Consider the following 22,615-nt stretch of genomic DNA (forward strand, 5'->3'; position numbering starts at 1 on the left):
GTGGTGTGGAAGGTGGGGCTGGTGGGTCCCGGAGTCCGGGCGGACGGCGGGCGGTCCGGCGGCGGGCCCGTGGGGCGGTACGGCGCGGAGCCGTACCGCCCGTGGACCGCGCCGGGCGGGCGGGTGGGCGTCCTAGCGGCCCGAGCGGATCAGCGAGCGCACCATCCGGCACGTCGCGTCCGACGGCGGGTGGACCCCGAGGTGCTGCGCCGTGTTCCGTATGGTCCGGTCGTCGGCCTTCGAGGCGATGTACACGCCCGAGTCGAGCAGGGCGATCGCCAGGCGCATGGCCTTCAGACGGCGGTTGTGGCACACGTACCACTCGCGCGGCCGACCGGCCGGGAGCGGCTTCTTCTGCAGGGGCTTCCAGGGTTCGAGGGGCAGTGGCGTGACGGTGGCGACGGCCATCGGCGACCTCCTGGTACGCGGCGTGAGGGGCCTCCCCCGGACCCTCACTGACTGACTCCAGTCTACCGGCGGGCACTGACAATCGGCCCTGGCCAGACGGGCTTTGCGGGGTCGGCGCGGGTACCGTGTGCGGTATGGAGATCTGGATCAACCCCGCCTGTTCCAAGTGCCGTGGCGCCCTTCGGCTGCTCGACGAGGAGGGCGCCGACTACACGGTCCGCCGGTACCTGGAGGACGTGCCCTCCGCCGCCGAGATCCGTGACGTGCTGGGCCGGCTCGGTCTGGAACCGTGGGACATCACCCGCACCGAGGAGGCCGTCGCGAAGGAGTCGGGCATGCGGGACTGGGACCGTGACGAGGCGTCACGGGAGCGCTGGATCGAGGCCCTCGCCGCGCATCCGAAGCTCATCCAGCGGCCGATCATCACCGCCGACGACGGTACGGCGGTCGTGGGGCGGTCGGAGGAGGCCGTGCGGGACGCCCTGTCCCGGTCGTAGTCCCGACGCGGAAGGGGGCGGCCCCGGGAGCCCGCGCTTGAGGCGGCGTCGAGGCGGGCTTGAGGCGGCCTCGGGCCGGGAGCTGAGCGGGCGCGGGGCGCCGGCCGTACGTAGGGGCAACGCGCAACCGTCGATCCGGCCGCCGCTTCCCCGGGCGGCCGGGGAACAGGAGCCCCTCGTGTCACGCAAGAAGACCCTCAGCCGCAACAGGAAGCTGGCCCTCCTCGTCGGTACGGCCGTGCTGGCGGGTGGTACGGCGGTCGTGCTGACCGGTACCAGCCAGGCGTCCGTGGCCTGTGACGGGCTGGCCACCGCCCTGCGGAACAACGAGCAGTTCATCGCCGGTCAGCGGGCCCGGCCCGACGCGCAGTCGGAGGCGCGGATCGCCAACCGGCTCGCGGTGATCGAGGAGATCCGGCGCAAGCAGGCGGCCGGCGGGTGCGACACCGGCGGTGCCCAGGCGGGCGGTGCCGGTGCGGGTGCCGGTACAGGCGGTGCCGGTGCCGGTTCGGGCGCCGGTGCCGGTTCGGGCGCCGGTGCCCCTGGTGACGCCCGGCCGTCCGCCGGGCAGCAGCCGCCCGCGGAGGGCGGCGACGGCGGCGCGGGCGGTGAGGTGGTGTGCGCCGGGTCGACCGTCACGCTCTCCGGCGAGGCCGGTGCCCCCGCCGCGTCCAGCGACCGCTTCCCCACCGGTACGCGCCTGAAGGTCACCAACCTCGACAACGGCAGGTCCACCACCGTCGAGGTCACCTCCGCCTCCGGGAGCTGCGTCCTCCTCAACGCCGCGGCCTTCGAGCAGGTGCGGGAACCCGGCAGGTTCCTCGTCCGCAAGGCGCGCGTCGAGCGCGTCGGCTAGGAGGGCCGGCCCGTCGCGAGGGCCTCGGCCTCCGCCAGGACCTCCGTCATCCGCAGCCCGAACCGCGCGTCGCACGCGTGCGGCTCCCCGGTGCGGGCCGCGGTGAGCAGCGCGTCCACGGCCGTCGTGTACGACGCGACCGCGTCGCCCCAGCGGGGCATCGTCACGCGCCCGCGCTCGCCGAAGAGCGTGAGGCCCGCCTCCGCCGCCGCCTCCGGGGCGCTCAGCGTCACGGTGAGGGCGCTGTCCGCCCCGGAGGCGTGGCTCAGGGTGAGGTGGCGGGTGTCGCGCGGGCCCGTGGCGGCCGCGATCCCCGTCACGTCGCCGAGGACCGGCAGCAGCACCGACAGCAGATGGGGGCCGACGTCCCACAGCGCGCCCTTCTCCCGCCGCCATGGGGAGGCGGCGTACGCGCTGGTGGAGCCGGGCGAGAAGAGCGCGCCGAGCCAGTGCCCCCGGGCGAGGAACCAGCCGCCGGCCGCCGCCTGCTCGTCGATCCACGGCGCGGTGTCCCCGGCGAACCGCAGCGTGCAGAAGACCACGGACGCGACCTGGGCCTTCTCGGCGGCCAGCGCGACCTCACGGGCGGCCGCGACGGTCGTGGCGACCGGCTTGTCGAGCAGCAGGTGGCAGCCGGCCGCCGCGGCCCGCACGGCGAGCGGCGCCTGGACGTCGGGCGGCAGCGCGCACGCCACGGCGTCGCTCGCGGCGAACAGGGCGTCGACGTCCTCGTGGGCCCGCGTGCCGTACGCGGCGGCCAGCTCGGCGGCCGCGTCGGGCCGCCGCCCCCACACGCCGGCGAACTCCACTCCGGGGTGCGCCGCCAGGGCGGGGGCGTGGGTGCGGGTGGCCCAGGGGCCGGTACCGAGGAGTCCGATGCGTACCTTGTCCATGCCCGCCAGTCTGCCCGCCCGCCACGGACCGCACCGGACCGGGGCCCCGCCCGGCGCGCGGCGCCACCGCCCGCCCGTGTCCGCCGACGCCGGGACCGCCGGGGCCGGGCCGAGTCGGGCCGCGCCGTGTCCGCCGGGCCGGGGCCGAGTCGGCAAGGGCCGCGGGCGGTGGAGGCCGGGACCGTCGCGGGCGCGCACCCGGCGGGCCGACCGGGCCGGAAAGCCGGGTAACACGTGGTTCACACACGGGCAACCACCGGGAAACCCCCTGTTGCGAAGCTGCGCGGCATACCGCTGCACCCGCGAAGGATGAGGCCCCCGTGACCACCATCAAGGCTGAGTACATCTGGATCGACGGCACCGAGCCGACCGCCAAGCTCCGCTCGAAGACGAAGATACTGGTCGGCTCCGCCCCCACCGACGTCGCCGACCTGCCGATCTGGGGGTTCGACGGGTCCAGCACCAACCAGGCCGAGGGCCACGCCTCCGACCGCGTCCTGAAGCCGGTCTTCTCCTGCCCCGACCCGATCCGCGGCGGTGACGACATCCTCGTCCTGTGCGAGGTCCTCGACACGGACATGACGCCGCACGCGTCCAACACGCGTGCCGCGCTGGCCGAGGTCGCGGAGAGGTTCGCCGCGCAGGAGCCGATCTTCGGCATCGAGCAGGAGTACACCTTCTTCAAGGGCTCCCGCCCGCTCGGCTTCCCCGAGGGCGGCTTCCCGGCCGCGCAGGGCGGCTACTACTGCGGTGTCGGCTCCGACGAGATCTTCGGCCGTGACGTCGTCGAGGCGCACCTGGAGAACTGCCTGAAGGCGGGCCTGGGCATCTCCGGCATCAACGCCGAGGTCATGCCCGGCCAGTGGGAGTTCCAGGTCGGCCCGCTGGCGCCGCTGGAGGTCTCGGACCAGCTGTGGGTCGCCCGCTGGCTGCTCTACCGCACCGCCGAGGACTTCGGCGTCTCCGCCACCCTCGACCCCAAGCCGGTCAAGGGCGACTGGAACGGCGCCGGCGCGCACACCAACTTCTCCACCAAGGCGATGCGCGAGGGCTACGACGCGATCGTCACCGCGTGCGAGGCGCTCGGTGAGGGCTCCAAGCCGATGGACCACGTCAAGAACTACGGCGCGGGCATCGACGACCGCCTGACCGGTCTGCACGAGACCGCCCCGTGGAACGAGTACAGCTACGGCGTCTCGGACCGCGGCGCGTCGGTCCGCATCCCGTGGCAGGTCGAGAAGGACGGCAAGGGCTACATCGAGGACCGCCGCCCGAACGCCAACGTCGACCCGTACACGGTGACCCGCCTGCTGGTGGACACCTGCTGCGAGGCCCTGGAGAAGGCCGGCCAGGTCTGACGGCACGCGGACCCACGGGGTCCGTCCGTACGCGGGGAGCGCCCCCACCGGAACCGTCCGGTGGGGGCGCTCCCCTGCTTCCTCCGCCCCGGCGGGGTCCGCCCGCTCAGGCGGTCCCGGCGGTGCGCCGTCGGCGGCGGGAGACGGCCGACCGCGCGGCGTCCACCACCAGGAACGCCGACAGGCTGAGGCCGAGCAGCGGCAGGAACCAGCCGACCAGGGCCGTACCCGCCGCGAGCGGCAGCAGGAGCGGCACGGGGACGCGGCGCCAGGCGCCGGGCGCCACCGGGCGGGCGGGGCGGCGCAGCCACCACATGCGGTACCCCCACAGCACGAGCAGGACCAGGGCGAGCGCGAGCGCGGCGAGGGCCAGCTGGTTGGCGAGGCCGAAGAGGACGCCGGTGTGCGCGTCGATGCCGAAGCGGGTCAACTTGGCGAGGAGCGGGTGGTCGGCGAACCGCAGCGTGTCGAGGACCTCGCCGGTCGCCGGGTCGACCGCGGCCTGGTCGAGGTGGACGGGGAACTGCGTGTCGGTCTCCTTGACGACGTACCCCTTGCCGTCGGTGGGCAGCGTGACGGCGATCCGGCCGTCGACGCCCACCGCGCGGGCCGCCTCCACCGCCCGGTCCACGCCGACGTCCGTGCCGCCCGCGGCCGGCGCGGCGGGGCCGTGGTGGGCGCCGTGGCCCTCGTGGGCGTCGCCGCCGGCCGGGGCGGCGCCGAGGGCGGCGGAGACGGTGGGCGTGACGCCGCCCAGTCGCTCCCGTACGGAGGCGATGTTCTCGCCCGCGTACGTCGACCAGGTCAGGCCGGTGGCCGAGAGGCCGAGCAGGCCGGCCGACGCCCAGAGGCCGACGGAGCCGTGCCAGGACAGGGTGCGGCGGCGGGAGCGGGGGCCGCCCTCCGGCAGGAGCAGGGCCCTGGCGCGGCGGGCGGTGCGTCGGCGGCCGATCCACAGCAGCAGCCCGCCGAGCGTGACGACCCACAGCCAGGCGGCGGCCAGTTCGCTGTAGAGGCGGCCGGGTTCGCCCAGGTGGAGGTCGCGGTGGAGCTCGTCCAGCCAGGTCCGCAGCGGGAGCGCGCCGGAGCTGCCGTAGCTGGGCAGGGCGCCGCGTACCCGGGCGGTGTACGGGTCGACGAAGACGGCGAGGGACGTGCCCTCCCCGACCTGGGGACCCGTCATGAGCACCCGGGTCGTGGCGCCCTCCTCGGGGGCGGGCCACACGGCGGTCACGGTGGCGTCCGGGTGGGCGCGGCGGGCGGCGTCGACCTGCTCGGCGAGGGGGAGGACCCGCTCGCCGACCGGGGCCTCCAGCTCGTTGCGGTAGACGACCTCCTCCGCCTGGAAGGAGAGCGCGTACAGCAGCCCGCTGGCGGCGGCGACGAGCAGGAACGGGGCTATGAGCAGGCCCGCGTGGAAGTGGAGGCGCAGGACCAGGGGGCGCAGGGCGCTCCAGGTGCCGCCCCGGGCGGGGGCGGGCGACTGCCGGTCGGATGTCCGCGGGTCGGGCGAGTGGGGAGCGGATGTCCGCGGGTCGGGCGACGGGTCCTCGTCGGTCGGGTCGGTGGTCCGGGGGTCGGGCGAGTGGGGGGTTGGTCGTGACGAGGGGGACTGCGTGCGCATGGGCTTCCTCGGTGTCGGCGCGGTGACCGCGTACGGGGGCAGGGCTGACCGGCCCCCCGGGTCAGCCGTGCGACGCCGCGGGGGCCGTGGTGCGGGAGGCGGGGGCCGGGGGCGGGCCGCGCCGGGACAGGGCGTGCGCGAGGACGGCGCCGGCGCGGCGGCGGTCGCCGGCGCGGGCCCGGGCGCGCGGCGGGGGCGGCGCGGACGGGAGGCGTACCGGGGTCAGCGGCGGGCGCAACGGCACGAAGGCGGTGCGCGCGAGGCGGAACAGGGCCCTCTCGCCGTGGGCCAGCCAGACGGCGCAGACGGCCGCCGCACCCAGGTGCGCGGCGAACATGCCACCCGAAGGCAGCAGCGATACCGCCTGTTCCTGGTGGCCGAAATGGCCATGGTGAGCCGACGGGACGTGGCGGTGCTGTGCCAGCGTGAACGTCAGGTGCATGACCGTCTGTACGGAGACGAGCCCCGTTCCGATCAACGGCGCCCCGCGTCGGCGCCCGGCGGCCGCCCAGGCGAGTGACCAGGTCAGGGCGGAGGCCACGAGGAGCGCCCCCACCGGTACCCGATGCTCGGACTGGACGGCGTGCCCCGTCGCGGACAGCACCACGCACACCGCGGCGAAGAGCGCGGCACGCAGGGAACGGAGCGGCGAGCGGGTGGAGGTCATGGCCGAAACATGCTCCCATCCCGGGGCGGAAGCCGCGCTTCCGGCTGTTCCTCCGGTAGCGGAAACGGTGGGCGTCGCGGACTGGCGCGGGCACAGTCGTGATCATGAGGCTCTTGATTCTGGGCGGTACGGAGTTCGTGGGGCGGGCGGTGGCGGAGGCGGCCGTCGCCCGGGACTGGGATGTGACGGTCTTCCACCGGGGGCGGCACGCCCCGCCCCCGGGGACCGCGGTGTTGCACGGGGACCGGGCGGCGCCGGACGGCGCGGGGCTCGCGGCGCTCCGCGAGGGGACGTGGGACGCGGTCGTCGACACGTGGTCGGGCGCTCCGCGCGTGGTCCGCGACGCGGCGCGGCTGCTGGCGGACCGCGTGGACCGCTACGCGTACGTGTCCAGCTGCTCGGTGTACGAGTGGCCGCTCGTGGCGGAGTTGCGGGAGGACAAGCCGGTCGTGGAGGCGTCGCCCGACGACGGCGACGACGTGCCGTACCCGCGCGCCAAGCGGGGCGGCGAGCTGGCGGCGGTCGGGGCGTTCGGCCCCGAGCGGACGCTGCTGGTGCGCGCCGGCCTGATCCTCGGGCCCGGGGAGAACATCGGCCGGCTGCCGTGGTGGCTCAACCGGGTGGCGCGCGGTGGGCCGGTCCTGGCGCCGGGGCCGCGCGACCTGCCGTTGCAGTACGTCGACGCCCGCGACCTGGCGGGATGGCTGCTCGACGCGGTGGAGGGCGGGTTGGCCGGGCCGTACGACCTGGTGAGCCGGCCGGGGCACACGACGATGGAGGCGCTGCTGGAGGCGTGCCTGCGGGCGACCGGTTCCGATGCCGAGCTGCGCTGGACGGACCCGGGCACGATCCTCGCCGCGGGGGTCGAGCCGTGGTCCGACCTTCCGGTGTGGACCCCGCCGGGAGAACTGCACGACGCCATGCACGGGGCCGACGTGAGCAAGGCGCTCGCGGCGGGCCTGCGCTGCCGGCCGGTGGAGGAGACCGTCGCCGACACCTGGGCGTGGTTGTGCGGGCTCGGCGGGCGGGCACCACGACGGCCGGACCGGGACCCGGTGGGCCTGGACCCCGCGCGGGAGGCGGAGGTCCTGGGGCTGTAGCCGACCGGTGTCCCACGCCCGTGGGCCGCGTTCCCACGCCCGTGGGCCGCGTTCCCACTCCCGTGGGCCGCGTTCACGCGGGCGGTGAACGCCGCGGGCGTCCCGTCCGTATGGAACGGAGCTGTTCCCCTGCCGGGATTGGAGTTCCATGGGACGCACACGAAAACGCTCGACGGTGGCCAACCGGGCCGTCGCCGCAACCGCCGCCCTGGTCCTGGGCGGGGGCGGGTTGCTGGCGGTGAACGTCTACGCGTCGGCGGGAGAGGGCCGTTCGGGCCCCTCCGACCAGCAGCAGGCGCGGCCGGAGGTGAGGAACGCGGGACAGCAGCCGTCGACCATCGACTGCCCCGAGGTCGCCGACGGACTGCCCGAGGACATGCCCGACCGGGCGCGCGGGGAGGTGGACCTGGAGCTGGCCCGGATCGACAACCGCGTCACCGACGCGTACCAGCGGCTCGCCCAGTCCCGCGAACGGATCCAGCAGGACCCCGCGTTCGCGGAGAACGCCATCCTCGGCCCGCTGCGGCAGGAGCGGCTGGCGAGCATCGAGCGCATCGCGGTGGCGATCGGCCGGGTCGCCGAGCGGCCGCAGGGCATGGAGGGCCTGGCACCCTGCACCCTGCGCGGCGACGACACCCAGGGCCAGGAGCAGGACCAGGGCGACGGCCAGGACGGCCAGGGTCAGGACGGCGGCCAGGACCAGAGTGGTGACCAGGGCCAGGACCAGGACCAGGACGGCCAGGACCAGGACGGCCGGGACCAGGACGGTCAGGACCAGGGCGGTCAGGGCGGCCAGGCCGGGAACGGTCCCGTCGCGGGCGACTTCGCCGACATCGCCTCCGTCCAGCCCAACGTCCGGGCGCCGCGGCAGCGGCGCGGCGCCTCCACGGGCACCTTCACCACCTCGTGCGGACGCAACGAGAACAAGAAGTTCAACCCGGACAACGTCATCGTCGCGCCCGGCGTCCGCAACGGCGCCCACCACATGCACGACTACGTCGGCAACCAGGCCACGGACGCGTTCTCCGACAACAGGACCCTGGCGAACGGCCGGACCAGCTGCCGCAACCAGGGCGACCGGTCCACGTACTACTGGCCCGTGCTGCGCGTGCAGGACGGGCGGGACGAGGCGGACGCCGGCGAGGACGGCGGCGGCAAGGACCGGAACGTCGGGCGGATCCTCACCCCGACCGAGGTGACCCTCGACTTCGTCGGCAGCCCGGTGTCCCAGGTCACCGCCATGCCCAGGTTCCTGCGGATCATCACGGGCGACGCCAAGGCGTTCACCAACGGCCTCACGAACGCCAACGCGTCATGGAGCTGCACCGGCCTGGAGGACCGGGAGCTGACCGACAAGTACCCGCTGTGCCCCCAGGGCAGCGACGTGGTGCGGACGTTCCGGTTCCAGAGCTGTTGGGACGGCCGCAACACCGACAGCGCCAACCACCGGACGCACGTGGCCTTCGCCGACGACGACGGGCGCTGTCCGAGCGGCTTCCGCGCCATCCCCCAGTTGGTGCAGCGGGTCGTCTACGACGTGCCGCCGGGGAGCGTCTTCGCCGTGGACTCGTTCCCCGAGCAGCTCCACAAGCCGGTCACCGACCACGGTGACTTCATCAACGTCTTCGACAGCCGTCTGATGACGCGGATGGTGGGCTGCATCAACACCGGACGCCGCTGCGCCTGACCGGCGCCGGAGCGGATTCCCCCGCGGGCCCCACAGCCCGCGGGCCCCACAGCCCGCGGGCCCCACACTCCTCGTCCCCCGTCACCCCCCCACACACCCCGACACCCCCCACACCCCCGCTGCGCGGTCAGCTCCCGTGGTGGTCCGAGGTCCCCTCCCCGCCCCCCGTCTGGTGCGGGACGGCGGTCTCGACCTCACCACCGAGCCGGCCGCGCAGCTCCTTTATGACCGCCGGCTCCGCGACCGCCACCCACTTGCGCCCGACGAGATAGCTGCCGCCGTAGTCCTTCGCGGTGTTGATCCACTCGCGCTGCCCGCGGTCGGTGGAGAAGGTGGCGAGGACGTACCGCCCGTACTTCGTCCGGCAGTCGGCCTGCCGCAGTTCCTCGGCGTCCGTCTGGACGGCCGGCGTGCACCCGGCGCGCTCCGCCAGCTGCTCCAGGGTGCCGCTCGCCGCCGACGGCGCGGCGTGCCCGCCCCCGCCGCCGTGGCCGGCTCCCCCGCCCGGCCCTCCGCCCGCGGTGCAGGACGCCAGGGCGGCGACGGCCACCAGGGTCGCGGTGGACACGGCCATACGAGTTCGCTCCGTACGCATCCGCCCATGCTGCCTTTTCGCACCCCTGTTCCGTGGGCGAACCCGGGGTAACGCCCGACGCCCGCCCGAACCACCGTGAATGTCCCCCTCCGCGCGGTGGTCCGGAGCCCCCGGGGCCGCCAACGACATGAGGGGCGGGAGGTGACCATCCCCACCGTCGCTCGTTCTGCTGAACGTGAGCACCCAGGAAGCCCAGCACAGTCGTCAGGCCGCCGATCCGGGCGCCGCGGCCGCCACCCACGCCCCCGTCGACGTGGAACAGGCCGAGGCGGCGCTCGTCGAGCACTATCCGCGGCTCGTCCGTATCGCCTATCTGGTGCTGCCGCCCGCCCTCGGCCGCCACCGGCGCGTCCTCACCGCGCACGCCCTGGTCCAGCGGTCGCTGCCCCGGCGCCGCGCCGCGGCGGGCGAGGGGGCGGCGATGCCCGTGCAGCGCCGCCCGGAGGACGCCGTCGACCCCGGGTACGCGTACGTGCGGGGGCGGGTGCTGCGGCAGGCCCTGGAGGCCGGGCTGCCGCTCGGCCGCGGCGGGTGGCCGAAGCGGGCGCAGCTGCCGCCGCTGCTGCCGCAGGTGTGGGGGCTGCGGCTGTTCCCCCGGTCCGGCGGTGCCGACGAACTGGCCCTGGACCAGCGGCTGGCGGCCCTGTCGGGGCCCGGTCGCGCGGCGTACGTGCTGCGGGGCCTGGAGCGGCAGGGTGAGGCGGAGGTACGGCGCGTGCTGGCCGCGGCCGGGGTCGCGGATCCGAAGGCGGCGCTGGCGGAGGCGGACGGCGTGGAGACGCCGGGCGGGGCGGGCGGCGGCACGCTGCTGGAGTCGCCCGAGTTCGACCCGTGCTCGCTCCAGGGCAGGCCCACCGACCTGATGCGGCGCCGGCAGCACACCCGGGCGGCGCTGGCGGCGCTGGCGGCCGCGGTGGTGTGCGGGGCGCTGCTGGCGCTGCCGGGCGACGGTTGGGGACCCGACGGCGCGGCGGCCCCGCCGTACGCGCTCAACCCGGCCGCGGAGGCGGCGCTCGACCCGGCGAAGCTGCTCCGGGCCGCGCCCGCCGCCTGGCAGAGCTCCTCGCGCACGGACTTCACGGTGTGGCCGGCGCGCGGCGGGCTGGTCGACGACGAGGCGCTGCTGCGGCGGGCGCTGGCGGTGTGGGCGCGGCCCGGGCCGAAGGTGCAGGCGTCGGCGACGCCCGGGACGCTGCCCGGCCCGCCGGCGGGCCCGCCGCAGCTCCTGTTCGCGGGCGAGGTGGACAACGCCCGTGTCGTGCTCTTCCACGACGGGCTGCGGGCGGTGCGGTACGCGGAGCCGCAGGACGGCACGGACGTGGCGGCGCTGGACTTCGCCCGGACGGACGGGGCGGACACGGCGTCCTCCGCGGCCCTGGTCGTGGGGCGCACGCACGCCAACGTCCGCTACCTGACGGCGCCGTGGGTGCGCGGCACGGCCGTGCGGGACCTGCTGGTGCCGGACGACGCGGCCCGGCCGCTGGAGCGGGACGCGGACGGCGTGACGGCGCCGATGCAGAGCCCGGCCGCGGCGAGCGACTGCCGCTCGTGGGACGTGCTGGAGGTGCGGGACGGGGTGTCGACGCGGGTCCTGACCGACCTGGGCGAGCTGGCCCCGGCGCGGCTCACGTCAGGCCCGCCGGCGTCCCCGGTGGACGTGGCGGGCGGCCGGGCCCGCCTGGAGTGGGCGCGTACGGCGTGCCTGCTGCCGTCGATGCGGGCGCTGGGCGTGCGGTCGGTGAACTCGTGGCGCTTCGCCGAGCAGGAGCTGCCCGGCTCGGGCACCGGTACGGCGGCGTGGCTGTGCACCCGCGCGGAGACCTGGCGCGGCCCGGGCAGCCGGGTGCTGGCCCAGTTCCAGGCGCCCGCGCCGGAGGCCCCGCCGGGGGCGCCGGTCACGGCGGGCGCCGTCGCGGCGCGGGCCCAGGACTCCCCGGCCTGCGGCACCCGCCGGCCGGACGTGCTGGCCGGCGTGGTGTGGAAGGACCCCGACGACCGGTGGTACGTGCTCGCGGCGGGCAGTGCGCGGGTGGCGTCGCTGGCGACGTCGGGCGGCGTGGAGGGGCGTTCCGAGGGGCGGTTGCTGGCCGTCGAGGCGGAGCGGGGGGCGCGGGCCGAGCTCTCCGGGACGTTGGAGGACGGGACCCGGATCGACGCCCTGCGCTGACCGCCGACGACCGGCCCGGTCCGGCGGGCCGGGGTGGCGCCACCGCGGTTGCGGTGCCCCGGCCGGGGCACTTCCGGTCGGGCCTGACCCGGCCGGGCCGTCCTGCGGCGGGGCGGCGGGCCCTCCCGCGGCGGGCCGGTCGGCGCCGGCCGCCGTGGGCGCCGGGGCGCCGCACGTGTCGTACCGGCGCTGACAGGGCCTCCGCGGCGCGTGCCGACAGCGGGTCCCGGAGGGTGCGGCGGCGTTACGGCAGCAGGAGCCAGTCGGCGACGAGGGCGGCGAGCAGGCCCGTGCCGAGGAGCCAGGTGCCCAGCCGGGTGCGGCCGTGGCGGCTCAGCTCGATCACCACGCCGCACAGGATCATGGCCAGTCCGTAGACGCCGACGACCAGGACGGACGTACGGCTCGCCAGGCGCAGCGCCAGGACCACCGCGAGGGTCACCAGGACGACCGTCGCCACGGCGACCCTCAGGTGGCGCGCCTGGCGCGGGGTCAGCCCGTCGCGGGCCTCCTCCGGGGCGTCGTCGTCGGCGGGTTCCGGCGCCGGTATCGGAGGGGTGCGCGGGGTGTCCGGGGACGGGGTGCCCGGGGCGTCCACCGCGCCCGTTCCGTCCTGGTCCGATGTGGTCATGCCGGGAGCGTAACGGACCGTGCCGCGACCTCTGTTCGAAGCCCGGCGGTTAGGCTGTCCGCATGACGACCGGGGTGCGCAGACGGATGGGCGTCGAGGAGCGCCGCCAGCAGTTGATCGGGGTCGCGCTGGAGCTGTTCAGCAACCGTTCCCCCGACGAGGTGTCGATCGACGAGATCGCCGCCGCCGCGGGCATCTCGCGGCCGCTGGTGTACCACTACTTCCCCGGCAAGCAGAGCCTGTACGAGGCCGCGCTGCGGCGGGCCGCGGACGACCTGGCGAGCCGGTTCGCCGAACCGCACGACGGGCCGCTCGGCGCGCGGCTGGTGCGCGTGATGGGGCGGTTCTTCGACTTCGTCGAGGAGCACGGGCCGGGCTTCTCCGCCCTGATGCGCGGCGGGCCCGCCGGTTTCGCGGCCGGAGCCCGCGCGGACGGCGCGGTGCCCGCCGCGTACGCGATGATCGACGAGGTGCGGCGGGCCGCGCGGAATCAGATCCTGGACCACCTCGGCGTGCGCGGCACCCCGCCCGCCCGGCTGGACCTGGTGGTGCGGTCGTGGGTGGCGCTGGCCGAGTCGACGGCGCTGATCTGGCTGGACGGGCGCCGGGTGCCGCGTGGCGAGCTGGAGGTGCAGCTGGTGCACGACTTCGCGGCGCTGGCGGCGGTGAGCGCCGCGTACGACGCCGACATGGCCGCCCTCGTGACCCGCATGCTCGCCGACGAGCCGGCCGACGGGCCGTTCGGCGACCTGGTGGGACGGCTCGCCGCGCTCCTCGCGACAGCGACGGCGACGGCCACGACGGCCACGGCCACGACGGGGACCGCGGCGACGGCCGGTGCCCCCGTACCGGCCGCGGTCGGTGGGGTGCCGGCGGGTCAGGCCTTGCGGTAGGACGCGTCGAGGTCCCTGACCTCAGCGGAGACGTGCACGGTGAGCCCCTCGACCGGCTTCAGGAAGTCCCGTACGAGCGCGGCCGCGGCCTCCGACAGGCGCGCCTTCGCCTCCTCCGTGCGGCCGGCGAGCAGGGCGACCTCCACGTGGACCACGGCGTCGCGACCCGTGCCGTCCCCGACGGTGAAGTCCTCGGTGCGGCGCGTGCGGGTCTTGCACGCCTCGGTGCGGGCGGCGACCGTCGCGACGACCACCGGGTGCAGGGCGCGGGCGTAGCCCCGGCGGTCGAAGGTGTCGTCGAGGGCGGCGGAGTAGTCGACGGTGATCTGCGGCATGGCCCCACCCTCGCCCCCCGCCGGGCGCGCGCACAAGCGGTGCCCGGATGCCGGGACGGGGGCCGCCCCGCCCGTACGACGACGGCGCCCCGCTCCGGGGGGAGCGGGGCGCCGTCGTCCGGGGATGACCGGCCGGCGGCCGGTCAGCAGGCGGTCAGCGGGCGGTGAAGACCGCGACCGTGCGGGCCGGGACGGTGAAGGTGCCCGTCGCCGCGTCGTACCGGGACGCCTTGACGACGGCGTCCGCACCGCCCGCCTGCACCGGGTGCAGGGCGTGGTCCCGGCCGGCGAGCGCCGTGACCCGCTGGTCCTGCCGCTGCGGCGTGGCGTTGAAGACCACGACGAGGTCACCGAGACGCATGGTGATCACGCCCGGGGTCTCGTCCCGGCCGGAGAGCGGGAAGGACAGCGCGGTCTGCACCGCGTCGGCCGTGGACAGGCTGAACGCCTGCTCCGTCGTGCGGAGCTTCAGCAGGTCGCGGTAGGCGGCGGAGGCCCCGGTGATCTGCGGGCAGCCGACCGTGAGGGACGGGGAGGTCAGCAGCGGCTTCCCGAAGGACCACTTGTCCTTGTTGTCGGCCGCCGGCGGCAGGCCGCGCCCGAAGCCGTTGCCGGCCCGGCAGTCCCAGTTCAGGACGTTGAACCAGTCGCCGCTGTCGTAGGAGTTGCGGTCCAGCGACTTGGAGCGCAGCAGGTCCGTGCCGGCCTGGGACAGGGCGGGGCCCTGGGAGAGCGTGGCGGTCGCCATGGCGAGGACCTGCATCCGCGCCCGGTCGTCGGGGGACGTGCCGGCGGGGAGCTTGAACGCCAGCGCGTCGAACAGGGTCTCGTTGTCGTGGGCGTCCGCGTAGGCGAGGGCGTCGCCGGGGGCGGCGGCGTAGCCGGCGGGGGCACCGTTGTAGTCGACCTCGGAGCCCTTGACCTTCCGGCCCGAGGTGTCGGTGAAGGTGTAGCCGGCGAGGTTCCCGGAGAGGCCGACCTTGATGAGGTCCTGGTAGTGCAGGAGGCGGGCCTTCTGCTCGGCCGGGGTGCCGTTGGCCTTGGACGCGTTGGGGTCGGTGAACAGACCGGAGGCGAAGCCCTGGACTCCGGGGTCGGCGTCGAACGGTCCGCCGCCGCGCACGGCGTCGCGGGCGCGGTCGGAGAAGGTCGCGATGCCGGTGCCGGCCATGTTCTTCTGGGTGGCCTGGACGAAGCGGGCGTCGTCGGCGACCTCCCCGAAGTTCCAGCCCTCGCCGTACAGGATGATCTTCTTGCCGTCGACGCCGTCCTTGGCGACGGTCAGCGCGTCGAGGGCCTCGCGCACCTCCAGCATGTTGGCCTTGGGGTGGTGGCCCATCAGGTCGAAGCGGAAGCCGTCGACCTTGTACTGCTTGGCCCACGTGACGATCGAGTCCACGACGAGCTTGCCCATCATGGTGTGCTCGGGCGCGGTGTTGGCGCAGCACGTGGAGGTGGCGACGGAGCCGTCGGGGAGGAGCCGCTGGTAGTAGCCGGGGACGATCCGGTCGAGGACCGACTTCTCCGACTGGCCGCTCGCCACGGTGTGGTTGTAGACCACGTCCATGACGGTGCGCAGCCCGGCCCCGTTGAGGCCCTGGACCATCTGCCGGAACTCGACCGTGCGGCGCGTGCCGTCCGGGTCGGAGGCGTAGGAGCCCTCGGGGACGGTGTGGTGCAGCGGGTCGTAGCCCCAGTTGAACGCGTCCCTGGCGGCCGCCTCGGACACGCACGCCTGCTGCGCGTCGGAGTCGGGGGCGTACGCCTTCAGGTCGCAGTCGGGCGTGGTCTGGCCGGACTTCTTCTCGGGGATGGTGCCGATGTCGAAGACGGGCAGCAGGTGCACGTACGAGGTGCCGCTCGCGGCCAGCTCCTTCAGGTGCTTCATGCCGTCCGACGTGCCGTCGGTGAAGGCCAGGTAGCCGCCCGGGTGCTTGGAGGTGCGGTCGGCGACGGAGAAGTCGCGGACGTGCAGCTCCTGGATCTGCGCGTCCCGCAGCGGGGTGGCGGCGGGCTTCCTGAGCGTGGTCCAGCCCTTGGGGGCGAGCCTCGGGTCGGCGAGGTCGGTGACCAGGCTGCGGGCGGAGTCGGCGGTGAGGGCGGTGGCGTAGGGGTCGGTGACCTTGTTGGTGACGACCTTGCCGACGGTGGGCGCCCAGACCTTCACCTCGTACCGGTAGGGCTTGTCCTTCCAGCTCCTGTTGCCGGTGACCGACCAGACGCCGGTGGTCGCGTCCCGCTTCATCGGCACGCGCCGGCCGTCGAGTTCGAGGGCGACGCCCTGGGCGGTGGGCGCCCAGAGGGACAGGGTCGGTGTGCCCGTGCGGAACACGGGCCCGAGGGCGGCCCGCCGCGCCTCCGTGCCGTACAGGTCGTCGAGGACGCCCGGGATCTGGACGCCGGTGGCGGCGAGCAGGGCGCCGTTGGCGGCGCGGTGGGTCGCGATCAGCTGGCCCCGCAGGGCCTCGCGCACCCGGTCGCGGTCGCGCGGGTCGAGGGTGAAGGCGGGGTACTCCTTCAGGTGCGGGTGCTTCGCCTTCTGCGCGTCCGTGAGCGTGCCCGGGTTCAGCCGCAGCCAGCGGCCCTCGTCGGAGAGGGCGCCGTCGGTGGCGGTGATCGAGCCGTTCCGGTCGTACACGAGCTGGGTGCTGGTGCCGGGCGCGGCCTTCACCTTCCAGACGACGGTGTCGGCGTCGATCCACTGGGCCTCGGCCTCGGTGAGGTCGAGGACCGGCGCGGCGCCCGTGGTGGGCAGCAGGTAGCCGGTGTCCCCGGTGAGGAGCCAGACCTCCTTGCCGTGGGTGCCGAAGTCGAGGGACCGGTCGGCGGGGACGTCCTTCTCGTCGCCCTTGTGGACGATGTAGCTCAGGGACGTGGCCCCGGCGGCGAGCGGTACCTCGAAGGTGGCGCCGAAGGCGTCCTTCCGCACCGGCTGGAGCGGCTTGGACCAGTCGGTGGGGGTCGCGGCGCCGGTCCAGGTGTGCAGGCCCCAGCCGTCGTAGTCCCCGTCGGGGCGGTGGTAGTGGATGACGGCCTTGCCCTGGTCCTGCGGCGGGTAGGCGCCGTCGGGGGCCTTGTCCGCCTGCCCGTCGGAGCCCTGCTCGATCCACACCTCGCCGGTGGCGGCGAGGTCCACCGTGCGCTGCGGGCCGTCGGTGGTGCCGTTCTTCTCGACGGTGTACGGGACGGACGTCGCGCCGTCCTCCAGCTTGACCCAGGCGAACGCGCCGTACGCGTCGCGGCCGGTGAAGGCGGCGGTCGTGGACCCCGTCCGCAGCTGCCAGCCGTCGTAGTCGCCGTCGGGCCGCTGGTAGTGGACGACGGCGTGGTCGCGGTCGACGGCGCCGGGCCTGCCCGGCTTCGGCGCCTGACCCGCGGTGGTGGCGGCCAGGTCGCTCGCCGTGCGCCCCCTGGTGTCGACGACGACGGCCTTGTAGCGGACGGGGGTGCCGGCCGGGGCGGTGATGCGGTGGGTGACCGTGTACGGCGCGTGGTCGGCGGAACCGAGTACCTGCCACGCCCCGTTGCCCTGCTGGGCGGCGAAGACGACCCGGTTCAGCTGCCCGCCGTCGACGTCGGCGGCGACCCGGACCGTGCCGGAGGCTCCGGCGGCGGGGGCCGTGAGGTCGACGGTGGGGGCGGTGGCCGGGGCGGCGAGGGGCCGGTCGGCCTTCAGGACGACGGAGGCGAGTGCCGGGACGGTGACGGTGATCTTCCGGTCGGTGCCGCTGGTCGCCGTGGCGGTGCCGCCGTGGACGGTGCGGAAGGAGGTGCCCGCCGACTCGGTGGTCAGCTCGACGGTCCTCGCGGTGGTCGCGTTGTTCACCGCGACGACGTACTCGGTGCGGTGCCGCGCCCCGGTGTCGAAGCGGGAGAAGGCGTAGACACCGGCGCCCGGGTCGGCGTGGCGCTCGATCTGCACGCCGTCCGCGAGGGCCGGGTGGGCCTTGCGGAGCGCGGCGAGCGAGGCGATCTGCCGGTAGAGCGGGTGCGCCGGGTCGTACGCGTCGGCCGCGTGGGTGCGGTCGGTGCCGAGCTGGTCGTCGTCGAGGTAGTCGGCGGTCTTCGACGCGAAGAGGGTCTGGCGGGCGTCCTTGTCGCCGCCGGGCCCGGTGTAGCCCTGCTCGTCGCCGTAGTAGACGACCGGGTTGCCCCGGCCGAGGAACATCAGCTCGTTGGCCAGGCGATAGCGCCGCAGGAGCTCGGCGTCGCCGGCGCCGGCGTTGTCCTGCCGGAGGAACGCGCCGAAGCGCCCCATGTCGTGGTTGCCGAGGAAGTTGACCGACTCGTAGGCGTTGGCCTTGTCGGTCGTGTACTTGTGGTCGTCCGCGAAGAGCGAGCGCAGCTCCGTCGCCGGGGCGCCCTGGGAGGCGTACTGCCGCACGGCCTCCTGGAAGGGGAAGTCCAGCGTCGCATCGAGCCGGCCCTCGCGGACGTAGTGCGAGGTGACGGAGGTGTCGGCCGAGTACACCTCGCCGAACATGAAGAAGTCGTCACGGCCGCGCTCGGCGGCGTACGCGTCGAGGGCGGTGGCCCACTGCGTCCAGAACTCGGTGTTGACGTGCTTGACCGTGTCGATGCGGAAGCCGTCGATGCCGAAGTCGCGCACCCAGCGCTGGTAGATCCTCTCCATGCCCTCGACGACCTCGGGGCGCTCGGTCCACAGGTCGTCCAGGCCGACGAAGTCGCCGTGGGTGGAGGACTCGCCGGCGAAGGTGGAGTCGCCCCGGTTGTGGTACATCGCCGGGTCGTTGAGCCAGGCCGGGACCTTCAGGTCCTTCTTGGCGGCGGGGACGACGGGGGTGCGGGGGAAGGTGCCGGGGCCGGTCCTCGGGAAGCGGCGCGTGCCGTCGGCGTACGCGGTGTCGTCGAAGGGCCGGCCGTCCCGCGCCAGGTACGGGAAGGCGCCCTTGGAGAGGTACCCGTAGGTCTTCTCCTCGTAGTCCACGACGTCGGCGGTGTGGTTGGTGATGACGTCGAAGAAGACCTTCATGCCCTTGGCGTGGGCGCGGTCGATGAGCGTGCGCAGGTCGTCGTTGGTGCCGAAGTGCGGGTCGACCTGGGTGAAGTCCGTGATCCAGTAACCGTGGTAGCCGGCGGACGCGTTCTCGCCCTCGCCCTGCACGGGCTGGTTCTTGAAGATCGGGGCGAGCCAGATCGCGGTGGTGCCGAGGCCCTTGACGTAGTCCAGCCGCTCGGTGAGGCCCTTGAGGTCGCCGCCCTGGTAGAAGCCCTTGTCGGTCGGGTCGAAGCCGTGGGAGAGCCGCGAGCCGGTCAGCCCGCCGCGGTCGTTGCGCCGGTCGCCGTTGGCGAAGCGGTCGGGCAGGACGAAGTAGAACTGCTCGCGCGTCAGGTCGTGCCGGGCCGGCTCGGCGGCCAGCCGCCGGTCGGAGGGCGGCGCGGGCGGCTTGGGCGCGGCGTTCGCCGGTACGGCGGCCGGGACGGCGAGCGCGGTGAGCGTCGCCGCCACGAGGGCGGCCACCGTACCGCGCGTCGGGCGTCGCCGCCGGTGGCGCGCCGGGGGGCGGGGGCGTATCAAGGCGGGTTCTCCTCGGTGAGGTGTGCGGAGAAGAGGCCCCGCACCCGGAGCGGGTGCGGGGCGGGGGTGGTGCGGGTCAGTTCCGCCAGGTGTCGGAGAGGGTCACGGTCCCGCTGGACGGGACGGTCGCGACGCGGTTGGCGCCGCTCTCCCAGGTGACGTTCCCGGCGGCGTCCTTGCGGACGTACTTGTACGAGAAGACGGTGCCGGGCGGCAGGCTCACGGTGCGCTTCCACACCGGGTAGGCGGCCGGGTCGAGCTTGGGGGCGCCGGCGGGGTTCCAGTTCCCGAGGGCGGGGTGGTCCCCGGTGACGTGGATGTTCTCGCCCATCGCCGTGGTGGCGTTCACCTGGAACGCGGCGCCGGTGGTGACCGGGTCCGGCTCGGTGGTGGGGTCGCCGCCGCAGACCCGGGCGCCGGCGTGCAGGGCGAGGGCGGTGTTCGCGCCGAGCGTGGCGGTGAACCGGCCGGAGCCGTCGACGGTGACCGGCGCGTTCCGCTGGACGTCGCAGTACGTGCCGGCGGGCAGCGAGGTCTGGAAGGTGCGGGTGAGCGGGCCGGTCTCCTGGTTGATCGCGACGAACGCCTTGGTGCCGCGGCCGAACGCGATGGCGTCGTTGCCGTTGTCCCACCAGTTCGTGACGCCCTGACCGCGGGCCACGTTCCGGAAGGCGACCATCGACTTGATCTCGCGCCAGTCGTGCTGGCACTTCCAGCCGCCGCTGTAGCAGGCGTCGACCTGGCCGCCGCCCGGGGCGCCGGCGTCCTTGTTCGACCACTCGTAGCCGGAGTGGACGTCCGGGGAGCCGTAGGGCCAGGCGAGCATGAAGACGTTCGCGAGGGTGTAGCTCGCGCCGGACTTGTAGGTGAGCGTCTCGCCGTTGCGCTCGGTGTCGTGGTTGTCGACGAAGACGCCGGCCTGGCCGGAGGGCATGTACCCCCAGCTCTCCCCGAAGGTCTTCAGGTGGGCGAGCTGCTCGCCGGTGAAGACGCGCTTGAGGTCCCGGGCGTAGCGGAACTCCTGGACGTCGCCGGTGCCGAGGTACTCGCTCGGCGAGACGGCCTCGCCGGCGCCGAAGATGGCCTCCTGCTTCCAGTAGGCGTTCGGGTTGGTCAGCCGCGACTTGATGTTCACCAGGTCCGCGGCGGGCATGTGCTTCACCGCGTCGATGCGGAAGCCGTCGACGCCGAGCGACAGGAGGTCGTTGAGGTACGCGGCGATCCGGCCCCGGACGTACTCCTCGCCGGTGTCCAGGTCGGCGAGGCCGACCAGTTCGCACTGCTGGACGTTGAAGCGGTCCTGGTAGTTGGTGACCTCCGCCGTGCAGTTGTCGAAGTCCGGGGCGGAGTAGACGCCCGGGTAGCCGTACTTGGTGTACGGGGACCCTCCGGTGCCCGTGCCGCTGCCGGCCGACATGTGGTTGATCACGGCGTCGGCGATGACCTTGACGCCCGCGGCGTGGCAGGTGTCGACCATGTTCCTGAACGCGGCGCGGTCCCCGAGGGGGCCCGCTATCCGGTAGCTGACGGGCTGGTAGGCGGTCCACCACGCGGAGCCCTGGACGCGCTCCTGCGGGGGCGAGACCTGTACGTAGCCGTACCCGGCGGGACCGAGCGTGTCCGTGCAGGCCTTGGCGACCGACGCGAACTTCCACTCGAACATCACCGCGGTGACGTCCTTGTCTCCGGGTGCGGCGGCCTGGGCCTGGCTCGGCGCCGTGACGCCGGCTGCGGCTCCCGCCACGAGGGCGAGGGCGGCGGCCACGGTTCTTCTGGCCATGTCTCCTCCTGGGGAAGGGAGGTGCGGATGCTGTGGGGGCAGCCTCGTACGGCAACGCGCCATGCCCGCAAGGCCGGTTGAATCTTCTTGCTGCAAGACGGCAGCAACGGTTTTCGGTCGTGACCGTACGAGCCCCCCGGCACCAGGTCAACCCCTGGGACACACTCCGCTCACTTCGGGGTCACAGCGCGGAAACCTCCTGCGTTCCCCGGCTGCAAACCCTTTCGCAAGGTATTGCAGTGGTGTTACGTTCAACGACGACTCCGGTCCGGCCGGCCGGGGGGCGGCCGGTCCGGTCGACCCCACGCGCCCGGCCGGCCGGGCCGGTCGGACCGGGAGGCCCGGGGCTCGAAGAAGACCCCGCCGCCCAGCACAGGGCGAAGCCCCGGGCCTCCTCGGACACCCATGTCCCGAGGCACCCGGGGCTGACGCCGTCCGCCGCCTCCGCGCGGTGGCGGGGACGGCCTCCCGCGGTCAGGAACGCGGCGGTGGGGACGACGTGGAGCCGCGGACGACCAGCTCCGGTTGGAAGACGAACTCCGTTCGCTGCACCGGGTTCCCCTCGATCTCCTCCAGCAGCGCGTCGACCGCGGCCGTCGCCATCGCCCGGACCGGCTGCCGGACCGTCGTCAACGGCGGGTCCGTGAAGGCGATGAGCGGCGAGTCGTCGAAGCCGACCACCGACACGTCCGACGGCACGTCCAGCCCCCGGGCGCGTACGGCGCGGATCGCGCCCAGGGCCATCAGGTCGCTGCCGCACACGATGCCCGTGCACCCCTGGTCCAGCAGGACGTCGGCCGCCGCGTGCCCACCCTCGACGCCGAACAGCGTCGGCCGGACGAACGTCCGGGCCCGCTCGGGCTCCACGCCCAGCATCCGGTGCAGCGCGGAGACGAACCCCTCGGCCTTGCGGCGGGCCGGGACGTAGCGGGTGGGGCCGATGGCGAGGCCGATGCGCTCGTGGCCCAGCTCCACCAGGTGACGGACGGCCATGCGCGCCGCCGCCCGGTCGTCGGGCGAGACGAAGTGGGCGTCGACGCGCTCGTTGTAGCCGTTGATGAGGACGAACGGCACGCCGCGGGCCGCCAGCCGCTCGTAGCGGGAGGGGTCGGCGCTGGTGTCGGCGTGCAGGCCGGAGAGGAACACGATGCCGGTGACGCCGCGCTCCTCCAACTGCTCGACCAGCTCGTCCTCGGTCGCGCCCCCGGGCAGTTGGGTGCACAGCACCGGCGTGTACCCGTACCCGGCGAGGACCTGCTCGATGACCTGGGCGAACGCCGGGAAGATCGGGTTGGTCAGCTCGGGCACGAGCAGGCCGACGAGGCCCGCGCTGCGCTGCCTGAGCCGCACGGGCCGCTCGTAGCCGAGGACGTCCAGCGCGGCGAGCACCCGGTGGCGGGTCGGCGCGGCCACGCCCGCCTTGCCGTTGAGGACGCGGCTGACGGTCGCCTCGCTCACCCCGGCCTGCGCCGCGATGTCCGCGAGCCGCGGGGGGGCGGCGGGGCGGTGGCCCGCGCCCCCCCCCCCCCGGGGGGGGCCACCCCCCCCCACAACCCCGGGGGCCCGGGCCCCCCCCCCCGGGCCG

The 22,615-nt window shown here is 74.8% G+C and carries 17 protein-coding genes; 7 read left to right on the forward strand and 10 right to left on the reverse strand.

All coding sequences use genetic code 11. From position 1 onward, the window contains the following. Positions 1–132: 132 nt before the first annotated feature. A complete protein-coding gene (locus tag ACF053_RS18155; protein ID WP_058945352.1) occupies positions 133–408 on the reverse strand; it encodes a hypothetical protein in 276 nt (91 codons plus the stop codon). Between the two features lie 134 nt (positions 409–542). Between ACF053_RS18155 and ACF053_RS18160 the strand changes: the two genes are divergently transcribed. Both ACF053_RS18160 and ACF053_RS18165 read left to right on the forward strand, forming a co-directional pair. After that, a complete protein-coding gene (locus tag ACF053_RS18160) occupies positions 543–905 on the forward strand; it encodes an arsenate reductase family protein (RefSeq protein WP_391954810.1) in 363 nt (120 codons plus the stop codon). 178 nt (positions 906–1,083) lie between these two features. Then, positions 1,084–1,761 carry a hypothetical protein gene (locus ACF053_RS18165; RefSeq protein ID WP_391954811.1) on the forward strand — a complete coding sequence of 226 codons (678 nt, stop codon included), beginning with the start codon at positions 1,084–1,086 and terminating at the stop codon, positions 1,759–1,761. Here the strand turns inward: ACF053_RS18165 and ACF053_RS18170 are convergent. After that, the gene (locus tag ACF053_RS18170; RefSeq protein WP_391954812.1) at positions 1,758–2,654 is read right to left on the reverse strand and encodes a Gfo/Idh/MocA family protein; all 897 of its coding nucleotides are present in this window, start codon (positions 2,652–2,654) and stop codon (positions 1,758–1,760) included. The two genes, ACF053_RS18165 and ACF053_RS18170, sit on opposite strands and share 4 nt — an antisense overlap. A 320-nt stretch (positions 2,655–2,974) precedes the next feature. Here ACF053_RS18170 and glnII point away from each other — a divergent pair, with 320 nt between their 5' ends. Further along, positions 2,975–4,012 (forward strand): glutamine synthetase, encoded by a 1,038-nt coding sequence (gene glnII, locus ACF053_RS18175; protein ID WP_391954813.1) that lies wholly within the window; start codon positions 2,975–2,977, stop codon positions 4,010–4,012. Positions 4,013–4,118: 106 nt separating this feature from the next. Here glnII and ACF053_RS18180 read toward each other — a convergent pair whose 3' ends face one another. Further along, on the reverse strand, positions 4,119–5,636 hold the full coding sequence (locus ACF053_RS18180; protein ID WP_391954814.1) for a PepSY-associated TM helix domain-containing protein: 1,518 nt from the start codon (positions 5,634–5,636) through the stop codon (positions 4,119–4,121). A 61-nt stretch (positions 5,637–5,697) separates the two neighbouring features. Then, positions 5,698–6,303 (reverse strand): hypothetical protein, encoded by a 606-nt coding sequence (locus ACF053_RS18185; protein ID WP_391954815.1) that lies wholly within the window; start codon positions 6,301–6,303, stop codon positions 5,698–5,700. A 104-nt stretch (positions 6,304–6,407) separates the two neighbouring features. Between ACF053_RS18185 and ACF053_RS18190 the strand changes: the two genes are divergently transcribed. Then, a complete protein-coding gene (locus ACF053_RS18190; RefSeq protein WP_391954816.1) occupies positions 6,408–7,403 on the forward strand; it encodes an NAD-dependent epimerase/dehydratase family protein in 996 nt (331 codons plus the stop codon). Positions 7,404–7,551: 148 nt separating this feature from the next. After that, positions 7,552–9,090, forward strand: a complete 1,539-nt coding sequence (locus ACF053_RS18195) for a DUF1996 domain-containing protein (RefSeq protein WP_391954817.1) — start codon at positions 7,552–7,554, stop codon at positions 9,088–9,090. A gap of 127 nt (positions 9,091–9,217) precedes the next feature. On the opposite strand, the gene ACF053_RS18200 is transcribed toward ACF053_RS18195, so the two are convergent. Next, complete coding sequence (locus ACF053_RS18200; protein ID WP_391954818.1) at positions 9,218–9,685, reverse strand: hypothetical protein; 468 nt, start codon at positions 9,683–9,685, stop codon at positions 9,218–9,220. Positions 9,686–9,851: 166 nt separating this feature from the next. Between ACF053_RS18200 and ACF053_RS18205 the strand changes: the two genes are divergently transcribed. Further along, positions 9,852–11,852, forward strand: a complete 2,001-nt coding sequence (locus tag ACF053_RS18205; protein WP_391954852.1) for a hypothetical protein — start codon at positions 9,852–9,854, stop codon at positions 11,850–11,852. Positions 11,853–12,096: 244 nt separating this feature from the next. On the opposite strand, the gene ACF053_RS18210 is transcribed toward ACF053_RS18205, so the two are convergent. Further along, entirely contained in the window at positions 12,097–12,483 is a 387-nt protein-coding gene (locus ACF053_RS18210; protein WP_391954819.1) for a hypothetical protein, read from the reverse strand. 62 nt (positions 12,484–12,545) lie between these two features. Between ACF053_RS18210 and ACF053_RS18215 the strand changes: the two genes are divergently transcribed. Beyond that, on the forward strand, positions 12,546–13,376 hold the full coding sequence (locus ACF053_RS18215; RefSeq protein ID WP_391954820.1) for a TetR/AcrR family transcriptional regulator: 831 nt from the start codon (positions 12,546–12,548) through the stop codon (positions 13,374–13,376). Here ACF053_RS18215 and ACF053_RS18220 read toward each other — a convergent pair. From ACF053_RS18220 to ACF053_RS18235, 4 genes are all read right to left on the reverse strand, one after another. Next, a complete protein-coding gene (locus ACF053_RS18220; RefSeq protein ID WP_391954821.1) occupies positions 13,361–13,711 on the reverse strand; it encodes a 5-carboxymethyl-2-hydroxymuconate Delta-isomerase in 351 nt (116 codons plus the stop codon). The two genes, ACF053_RS18215 and ACF053_RS18220, sit on opposite strands and share 16 nt — an antisense overlap. Positions 13,712–13,865: 154 nt before the next feature. Continuing rightward, positions 13,866–19,193, reverse strand: a complete 5,328-nt coding sequence (pulA, locus tag ACF053_RS18225; protein WP_391954822.1) for a pullulanase-type alpha-1,6-glucosidase — start codon at positions 19,191–19,193, stop codon at positions 13,866–13,868. 133 nt (positions 19,194–19,326) lie between these two features. Next, positions 19,327–21,030, reverse strand: a complete 1,704-nt coding sequence (locus tag ACF053_RS18230) for a carbohydrate-binding module family 20 domain-containing protein (protein ID WP_391954823.1) — start codon at positions 21,028–21,030, stop codon at positions 19,327–19,329. Between the two features lie 474 nt (positions 21,031–21,504). Beyond that, entirely contained in the window at positions 21,505–22,581 is a 1,077-nt protein-coding gene (locus ACF053_RS18235; RefSeq protein ID WP_391954853.1) for a LacI family DNA-binding transcriptional regulator, read from the reverse strand. Between the last annotated feature and the right edge of the window lie 34 nt (positions 22,582–22,615).

It is taken from the genome of Streptomyces kanasensis, assembly GCF_043077165.1.
GTDB lineage: Bacteria > Actinomycetota > Actinomycetes > Streptomycetales > Streptomycetaceae > Streptomyces > Streptomyces changanensis.

What these genes read in the sequence shown, in the direction of transcription:
- ACF053_RS18230 (WP_391954823.1), bottom strand. Translation starts at nt 21,030, where the DNA reads ATGGCCAGAAGAACCGTGGCCGCCGCCCTCGCCCTCGTGGCGGGAGCC.
- ACF053_RS18155 (WP_058945352.1), bottom strand. Translation starts at nt 408, where the DNA reads ATGGCCGTCGCCACCGTCACGCCACTGCCCCTCGAACCCTGGAAGCCC.
- ACF053_RS18190 (WP_391954816.1), top strand. Translation starts at nt 6,408, where the DNA reads ATGAGGCTCTTGATTCTGGGCGGTACGGAGTTCGTGGGGCGGGCGGTG.
- ACF053_RS18180 (WP_391954814.1), bottom strand. Translation starts at nt 5,636, where the DNA reads ATGCGCACGCAGTCCCCCTCGTCACGACCAACCCCCCACTCGCCCGAC.
- ACF053_RS18195 (WP_391954817.1), top strand. Translation starts at nt 7,552, where the DNA reads ATGGGACGCACACGAAAACGCTCGACGGTGGCCAACCGGGCCGTCGCC.
- ACF053_RS18160 (WP_391954810.1), top strand. Translation starts at nt 543, where the DNA reads ATGGAGATCTGGATCAACCCCGCCTGTTCCAAGTGCCGTGGCGCCCTT.
- ACF053_RS18215 (WP_391954820.1), top strand. Translation starts at nt 12,546, where the DNA reads ATGACGACCGGGGTGCGCAGACGGATGGGCGTCGAGGAGCGCCGCCAG.
- ACF053_RS18170 (WP_391954812.1), bottom strand. Translation starts at nt 2,654, where the DNA reads ATGGACAAGGTACGCATCGGACTCCTCGGTACCGGCCCCTGGGCCACC.
- ACF053_RS18210 (WP_391954819.1), bottom strand. Translation starts at nt 12,483, where the DNA reads ATGACCACATCGGACCAGGACGGAACGGGCGCGGTGGACGCCCCGGGC.
- ACF053_RS18200 (WP_391954818.1), bottom strand. Translation starts at nt 9,685, where the DNA reads ATGCGTACGGAGCGAACTCGTATGGCCGTGTCCACCGCGACCCTGGTG.
- ACF053_RS18220 (WP_391954821.1), bottom strand. Translation starts at nt 13,711, where the DNA reads ATGCCGCAGATCACCGTCGACTACTCCGCCGCCCTCGACGACACCTTC.
- ACF053_RS18185 (WP_391954815.1), bottom strand. Translation starts at nt 6,303, where the DNA reads ATGACCTCCACCCGCTCGCCGCTCCGTTCCCTGCGTGCCGCGCTCTTC.